Origin of the sequence: Micromonospora sp. MW-13 (assembly GCF_003434305.1) — a bacterium.
In the GTDB taxonomy this organism is placed as follows: Bacteria; Actinomycetota; Actinomycetes; order Mycobacteriales; family Micromonosporaceae; genus Micromonospora.
On record NZ_QKKX01000044.1, the window covers coordinates 205,787 to 212,590 of the forward strand.

7 protein-coding genes are annotated in these 6,804 nt (G+C 71.7%); 4 read left to right on the plus strand and 3 right to left on the minus strand.

From position 1 onward, the window contains the following. Positions 1 to 334: 334 nt before the first annotated feature. A complete protein-coding gene (locus C5N14_RS21600) occupies positions 335 to 1,138 on the plus strand; it encodes an IclR family transcriptional regulator (RefSeq protein WP_117669983.1) in 804 nt (267 codons plus the stop codon). Positions 1,139 to 1,220: 82 nt separating this feature from the next. Here C5N14_RS21600 and aceB read toward each other — a convergent pair whose 3' ends face one another. Then, on the minus strand, positions 1,221 to 2,825 hold the full coding sequence (aceB, locus tag C5N14_RS21605) for a malate synthase A (protein WP_117669985.1): 1,605 nt from the start codon (positions 2,823 to 2,825) through the stop codon (positions 1,221 to 1,223). A 119-nt stretch (positions 2,826 to 2,944) separates the two neighbouring features. Here aceB and C5N14_RS21610 point away from each other — a divergent pair, with 119 nt between their 5' ends. Next, on the plus strand, positions 2,945 to 3,712 hold the full coding sequence (locus C5N14_RS21610) for an IclR family transcriptional regulator (RefSeq protein WP_305792076.1): 768 nt from the start codon (positions 2,945 to 2,947) through the stop codon (positions 3,710 to 3,712). 218 nt (positions 3,713 to 3,930) lie between these two features. Here C5N14_RS21610 and C5N14_RS21615 read toward each other — a convergent pair whose 3' ends face one another. Then, positions 3,931 to 4,476 (minus strand): hypothetical protein, encoded by a 546-nt coding sequence (locus C5N14_RS21615; RefSeq protein WP_117669987.1) that lies wholly within the window; start codon positions 4,474 to 4,476, stop codon positions 3,931 to 3,933. Then, complete coding sequence (locus tag C5N14_RS21620) at positions 4,473 to 4,853, minus strand: hypothetical protein (RefSeq protein WP_117669989.1); 381 nt, start codon at positions 4,851 to 4,853, stop codon at positions 4,473 to 4,475. Before C5N14_RS21620 ends, C5N14_RS21615 begins: the two co-directional genes overlap by 4 nt. Positions 4,854 to 5,014: 161 nt before the next feature. Between C5N14_RS21620 and C5N14_RS21625 the strand changes: the two genes are divergently transcribed. Both C5N14_RS21625 and C5N14_RS21630 read left to right on the plus strand, forming a co-directional pair. Then, a complete protein-coding gene (locus C5N14_RS21625; RefSeq protein ID WP_207892816.1) occupies positions 5,015 to 6,196 on the plus strand; it encodes a sensor histidine kinase in 1,182 nt (393 codons plus the stop codon). Next, positions 6,193 to 6,795, plus strand: coding sequence for a DNA-binding response regulator (locus tag C5N14_RS21630; RefSeq protein ID WP_117669993.1), 603 nt, complete (start codon positions 6,193 to 6,195; stop codon positions 6,793 to 6,795). Before C5N14_RS21625 ends, C5N14_RS21630 begins: the two co-directional genes overlap by 4 nt. The last annotated feature ends 9 nt before the right edge of the window (positions 6,796 to 6,804 follow it).

The following is a 6,804-nucleotide window of genomic DNA, read 5'->3' on the forward strand; positions in this document are numbered from 1 at the left end:
GGTACGTGGACGTTCGTCGTGCTGCGCGGGATCGGGCATCAGATGGTGATGCGCTGGTACCGGGGGCCAGGCTGGCCAGCCGGCGTGGCGCCGGCATGCGCACCAGGACCAGGTGGCGTTCGTTGACCGGAGCCGGTTTCCACATGGTGGATACTAGTATCCGCATCGCGCACGTCAAGTGTTCGTTCGGAGGATCTGAGTTCGGCCGGGCGGACGCTCCACCACCGGAGCCGACGGCACCTGGGTGGCGACAGCGCGGACACCGCCGCACGGCATACGATGTGCGCCGCGCGGGCATCAGCGCAGGATCACGGCGGCACGGGAACGAGGGGGCATGGGGCGCGAAGGCGACAGCGGGGGCGGAGGCGGAGGGGTCCAGTCCGTCAAGCGAGCACTGCAGATCATGAATGTCATCGCCGACACCGGAGCACCGTGCGGGTTGTCCGAGCTGGCGACCGCCACCGGCCTGCCGATCGCCACCATCCACCGGCTACTTCGGACGCTGATCGGCGCCGGCATGTTGCGGCAGGAGCCGGACCGCCGGTACGCCCTGGGCAGCGCCCTCATCCACCTCGGCGACCAGGCCCTGACCATGATCGCCCCATTGATCCGGCCGCACCTGGCGACGCTGGTCGAGGCCCTCGGCGAGACCGCCAACGCGGCACGGCTCGAGGGAACCCACATCGTCTACCTGGCCCAGGTGGCCTCCCGGCACCAGATGCGAATGTTCATCGAGGTCGGCCGGCGGGTCGAGGCGTACCGGACCGCCGTCGGCAAGGCGATGCTCGCCCAACTCGACGACCAGGTCATCGCCGACGTGTACGCCAACACCGAGTTCGTCGCGGCCACGCCGACCAGCATCACCAGCCTGGACGACCTGCTGCGGGAGTTGCAGGCGGTGCGGACGAACGGCTTCGCCGTCGACGACGGCGAACAGGAGGTCGGGGTGCGCTGTGTCGCGGTGGCCGTTCCCGGCCCACCCGGCACCCTGGCCCTGTCCGTCTCGGGGCCGACCGCCCGGATCAACGACAGCCTGGTCGCCCGGGCCGTACCGCTGCTACAGCAGTCGTCGTCCATGATCGCCGCGGCCACCCGCGTCGCCCACACCGGACTGGTGGCCCCTCGGGCACACCGTTAGGCCCGACTTCCTGCGCCCCGCCCGGCCGCGGCCGGGACAGCCGGGCGTCCCGCCCGGCAGCCCACGCTCGCCGGCCGGCCCCTCAGTCGTCGAGCAGCTGGTACGCCGGCAGGGTCAGGAAGTCGACGTAGCTCGCGCCGAGCGCGACCTCCTCGAACACCTCACGCGCCACCTCGTACCGGCTCGCGGCGAACCGATCCGCGCCCAGTTCGGCCCTCAGCGCGGCGATCTCCTCGGCGATCAGGCCGCGGACCAGGTCCACAGTGACCACCACGTCGGTGTCCAACACCGTCCCGGCGCGCACCCACTGCCAGACCTGCGACCGGGCGATCTCCGCCGTCGCGGCGTCCTCCATCAGGTTGAAGATGGCCACCGCGCCGGTACCGCGTAGCCACGCCTCGACGTAGCGGAGCCCGACCGCGATGTTGTTGCGCAGGCCGGCTTCGGTCACCGTGCCGGGGGTGGCCGCGATGTCGAGCAGGTCATCGGCCGTGACCTTCACGTCGTCCCGCTGACGGTCGACCTGGTTCGGCCGGTCCCCGAGGACCACGTCGAACACCTCCCGGCAGACCGCGACCAGATCCGGGTGCGCCACCCAGGAACCGTCGAAGCCGTCGCCGGCCTCGCGCTCCTTGTCCGCCCGCACCTTGGCCAGGGCCGCCCTGGTGGTCTCCGGCTCGTGGCGGTTCGGGATGAAGGCCGCCATGCCGCCCATCGCCACCGCGCCGCGCCGGTGACAGGTCGCCACGAGCAGGTCGGTGTACGACCGCATCATCGGGGCTGTCATCGTCACGGAGTTCCGGTCCGGCAGCACGAATCCGGAGCCGGCATCGCGGAAGGTCTTGATGATGCTGAACAGGTAGTCCCACCGTCCGGCGTTCAGGCCGGAGGCGTGCTCGCGCAACTCGAAGAGGATCTCGTCCATCTCGAATGCGGCAGTGATGGTCTCGATCAGCACGGTGGCGCGGATCGTGCCGGTGGGGATGCCGAGCGCCTGCTGCGCGTGCCGGAAGACGTCGTTCCACAGCCGGGCCTCCCGGTGGCCCTCCAGCTTCGGCAGATAGAAGTACGGTCCGCTGCCGGCCGCGATCAACCGGCGGGCGTTGTGGAAGAAGTAGAGCCCGAAATCGACCAACGCGCCGACCGCCGGCGCGCCGTCGACGAGCAGGTGCCGCTCGTCGAGGTGCCAGCCACGCGGCCGGACGACGATCGCCGGCAGCGGGTCACCGGTGAGCCGGTACTGCTTGCCCTCGGCGCTGGTGAACTCGATCCGCCGTTCGATGGCGTCGGTCAGGTTGAGCTGGCCGCCGACGACGTTCGCCCAGATCGGCGCGCTGGCGTCCTCGAAGTCGGCGAGCCACACCTGCGCACCGGAGTTCAAGGCGTTGATCGTCATCTTCCGGTCGGTCGGGCCGGTGATCTCCACCCGCCGGTCGCACAGGTCGGCCGGCGCCGGCGCGACCCGCCAGTCGGCCGCCCGGACGTCGGCCGTGTCCGGCAGGAAGTCCAGACGCCCGGTGCCGGCGATCTCGGCACGGCGGCGTACCCGGTCGGCGAGGATCCGGTCCCGGCCGGCGGCGAACCGGCGGTGCAGGTCGGCGACGAAGGCGAGCGCGTCGGGGGTGAGCACCTCCGCACCGCCCAAGACGGCCGGTCCAACGATCGTCACCGAGGCATCTGTGGCCATACCCCAACCCCTGCCTTTCGCATTGTGAATATACATTTCCGCATAGCGGAAGTCGGTGGGTACCATATCATCAGGGCGGGCCATCCGGAACCGCCACCGACACCACGAGGGGAGCCCTGGTGCCGCAGGAACCGCCGACCGGCCGGTCCGGCGTGCAGTCCCTTCAGCGCGCCTTCGACCTGCTCGAACACCTCGCCGACGCGGGTGGCGAGATGGGGCTCTCCCAGCTCGCCGCCGTCGCGGATCTCCCCCAGCCCACCATCCACCGGCTGATCAGGACCCTCGTCGAGCTGGGGTACGTGCACCAACAGCCGTCCCGTCGCTACGCCCTGGGCACCCGACTCATCCGACTCGGCGACACCGCCAACCGGCACCTCGGCCACCGGGCCCGGCCGGTACTCGCCGACCTCGTAGCGGCCACCGGCGAGACGGCCAACCTCGCGACCCTGGACGGCGACCGGGTGGTGTACCTGGCGCAGGTACCCTCACCGCACGCGATGCGGATGTTCACCGAGGTCGGCCGCAGGGTGCTGCCGCACTGCACCGGCGTGGGCAAGGCGCTGCTGGCCCAGCTACCGGCGACGGAGGCGCACGACATCCTCGCCCGTACCGGGCTGCCGGCGATGACCGAGCACACCATCACCGACCTGGCGGAGTTCGACCGCGAGCTCGACCGGGTCCGCGCGTCCGGATACGCGATCGACGAGGGCGAGCAGGAGGTGGGCGTCCGGTGCGTCGCCGCACCGGTCGTCGGCGCGCCCACGATGACCGCGCTCTCCGTCTCCGGCCCGGAAGGACGGCTGACCCGGCAGGCCGCCGAACGGATCGCACCGGTGCTGTGTTCGGCCGCGGAACGGCTCGCCGCCCACATCGCAGCCGGCAACTGACGAGCGGAGTCGCCCGGGTTCGCGATCCGGCGGGGGTGGGTGGGCGTCGCGCTACGGCGGCTCCCCCTCCGTCCCCACCAGGCTCCCCCGATGACCGCTCACCATGGCCGGAGGCGGGCAAGTCAGCGACATCGCGGTCAGTGGTCAGGACTGGTTCGCGTTCGTCGGTCCAGGGGAGCTGGCACTGCTCAAGGTTCGGGCACTGGCCGGACCATCGGCTACGCGAGGACGACCAGTTGGACCGCGATCAGGACGTCGAACATGCCGCACCACTCGGCATACGAGCGGGACACAACCTTGTCGAGTTTGAGGTGGACGAAGTCCCAGATGCCGTGGAAGAACCAGCCGGCCGCCACCAGGTAGCAGCCCACGTCGGGGTCCACGGCCAGCCCGAGGAGGGCGAGCGCGCCGAAGGCGAGCATGCCCAGCGCCTGGATCCGGATCATCCCGGGCCGCAGCGCGTGCCCGGCGATTGCGCTCCAGACCAGTGCGCCCAGAGCGATCGGGACGACGACGGCGGTCGCTGGGAGTTCCACCAGCCGTAGGCCCCCGATGAGTAGGACGCAGGCGACCAGCACGGGCCAGGAGATGCCCCGCCTTCCCGCCCTGGCGACGACGAGGTAGACCAGCGGCAGGAGCAGGAGCGTCTCGCCGAGCCCGGTCACCTGGCCGGCGCGGTCGCCACCGCCCAGGGTCAGCACGGTCGACGCGATGGCCAGCAGCGTGGGCCAGCGCCGACCCAGGGTGTGGATCGTGCGCCTCATCGCGCGTACTCCTCGCGCCGGCGGAGCATGACGACGAGCATGAGCGGCAGCATCACGACGTGGGTGGCGATCATCAGTTGGTCGCCCGAGATGGCGTTCAGCCAGCTCAGTGGCGCGAGGACGACGGCGGGTGCGAACATCACGCCGGCCATCTCCAGCGTGCTCGCCCAGCCGTGGCGGCGGTAGCGCATCCAGCTGACCATCGCGACCGACATGTCGAACGCCATGGCCAGCGCGGCGATCTCGGGGTGCCGCGCCGCCGAGTGGTCGACGCCGGCAAGGGCGAGGACCCCGGCGCGGGCCGCGCCGAGGACCAGCATGCCGACGACCATCGCGGCGACCATCTCCAGGTAGTGCCGGACGAAGTGGCGCCTCATCTGACTGTTCTCCTTCGGGTATGGATATGGGGTGTCCCTCCCATGTCCACACTGGAGGACGCAGGCCGACCGCCAGTAGTGCCGAACCCGCACGTGGTGGTGTGGGTCCGTCACGAGATCTCATGACACCTGTCACGCCAGGCAACTGCGACAATGGCCGCGTGGTGGACGAGGCAATCGAGCACGGGACGGGGCTGACGGGCTTTCGCCGCTACACCTGGTGGACGCTGACCGGGGCCGTGGTGAGCGTGCTGGTCCTCCTCACCGGCGACTGGCTGCTGGGCGGCGGCGTGCCGGCCTGGGCCCGCGGCGCCGGCGGCGCCGCGCTCGCCGTCACCGTCTTCGCGAGCGTGGTGCTGCTCAACCGGAGACTGGCAACGGTGCCCGGCGCCGCGGTGCGGGGCCGGCCCACCGGGTGGCTGTTCGGCGCGGGCACGGGCGCGGCGGTGCTGGGCGCGATTCAGCTCGCCTACGGGGAGTACGGGCTGTGGGCAGTGGCCCCGGCGATGGTGGTGGCGATCGGCGCGGCGTTCCTGTCGGCGAGGGGCCAGCGGGCGCTCGTCGCGGGCGCGGTGGCGGCCGCCCCGGTACCCGGCACGCTCGTCTGCCTGCGCTCCGGCGAGGGTGACCTGCTCTACGCGGCGGCGTTCCCCCTGGGTCTGCTGCTCTTCACCGCCTGGACGACGCTGGGTCCGTTGTGGGCGTGGGACGTCGCGGGGCAGCTGCACCAGGCGCGGCGGCTCGCCGCGGAGCTGGCGGTCAAGGACGAACGGCTGCGGTTCGCGGCCGACCTGCACGACATCCAGGGCCACCACCTCCAGGTGATCGCGGTGAAGAGCGAGCTGGCGGCGCGGCTGGCCGAGGTCGACCCGGCCCGGGCCGCCGCCGAGATGAGGCAGGTGCGGCAGCTGTCCACCGACGCGCTGCAGGAGACCCGTGCCCTGGTGCAGGGCTACCGCCGCACAACGCTGGAGGAGGAGATGTCCAACGCGACCCGGGTGCTCGCCGCCGCCGACATCGACGCACGGATGGATCTGCGGCCGACTGCCGAGAGCCTGTCCGCGTCCGCCCGGCACCTGCTCGGGCTGGTGATGCGCGAGGCCACGACCAATGTGCTGCGCCACAGCCGCGCCGCACGCGCCGACGTCGAGTACCGGGTCGACGGCGGCCGGGCTCACCTGCGGGTGAGCAACGACGGCGCGGTCGATGTGCCCGGCACGACGACCGGCACCGGGCTGGCCACGCTCGCGGAGCGGCTGACCGCCGCTGGGGGCGATCTGACCTGGCGGCACGACGGGGAGCGTTTCGTCGTCGCGGCAGGGCTGCCGGTGGGTGCGGCATGATCCGCCTCCTGCTCGCCGACGACGAGGACATGCTCCGTGGTGCCCTGGCGGCGCTACTCGGGCTGGAGGCCGACATCGAAGTCGTAGCCGAGGCGTCGACCTCGACGGACGCCGTACGCCTGGCTTTGGAGCACCGGCCCGACATCGCCGTACTGGACCTGGAGATGCCGCCAGCCGACGGGCTGCGCGCCGCTGAGGAGATCCGGGCCACGCTGCCCACCCGGATCGTGCTGGTCACCCGGCATGCCCGGCCGGCCGTGCTGCGCCGGGCGCTGTCCGTCGGGGTGAGCGGCTTCGTGCCGAAGAGCACAGCGGCCACGCGGCTGGCGGAGATCGTCCGTGACATCGCGGCCGGCCGGCGGTACGTCGACCCCGAGATCGCCGCCTCCGCACTGACCGAGGACGCCTGTCCGCTCACTGAGCGCGAACTGGAGATGTTGCGCGCGTCGCGGACCGGTGCCTCGGTCAACGAAATCGCCGCGCGCGTTCACCTCGCCCCGGGCACCGTCCGCAACTACCTGTCTGCCGCCATGGCCAAGCTCGGCGTCAGCTCGCGTCACGCCGCCGCGCACCGCGCCTGGGAAGAGGGCTGGATCTAGGCCGGGCTA

Excerpts from the sequence above, each read along its gene's own strand:
- C5N14_RS21630 (WP_117669993.1), top strand. The coding sequence starts at position 6,193 with ATGATCCGCCTCCTGCTCGCCGACGACGAGGACATGCTCCGTGGTGCC.
- C5N14_RS21615 (WP_117669987.1), bottom strand. The coding sequence starts at position 4,476 with ATGAGGCGCACGATCCACACCCTGGGTCGGCGCTGGCCCACGCTGCTG.
- C5N14_RS21600 (WP_117669983.1), top strand. The coding sequence starts at position 335 with ATGGGGCGCGAAGGCGACAGCGGGGGCGGAGGCGGAGGGGTCCAGTCC.
- C5N14_RS21620 (WP_117669989.1), bottom strand. The coding sequence starts at position 4,853 with ATGAGGCGCCACTTCGTCCGGCACTACCTGGAGATGGTCGCCGCGATG.
- aceB (WP_117669985.1), bottom strand. The coding sequence starts at position 2,825 with ATGGCCACAGATGCCTCGGTGACGATCGTTGGACCGGCCGTCTTGGGC.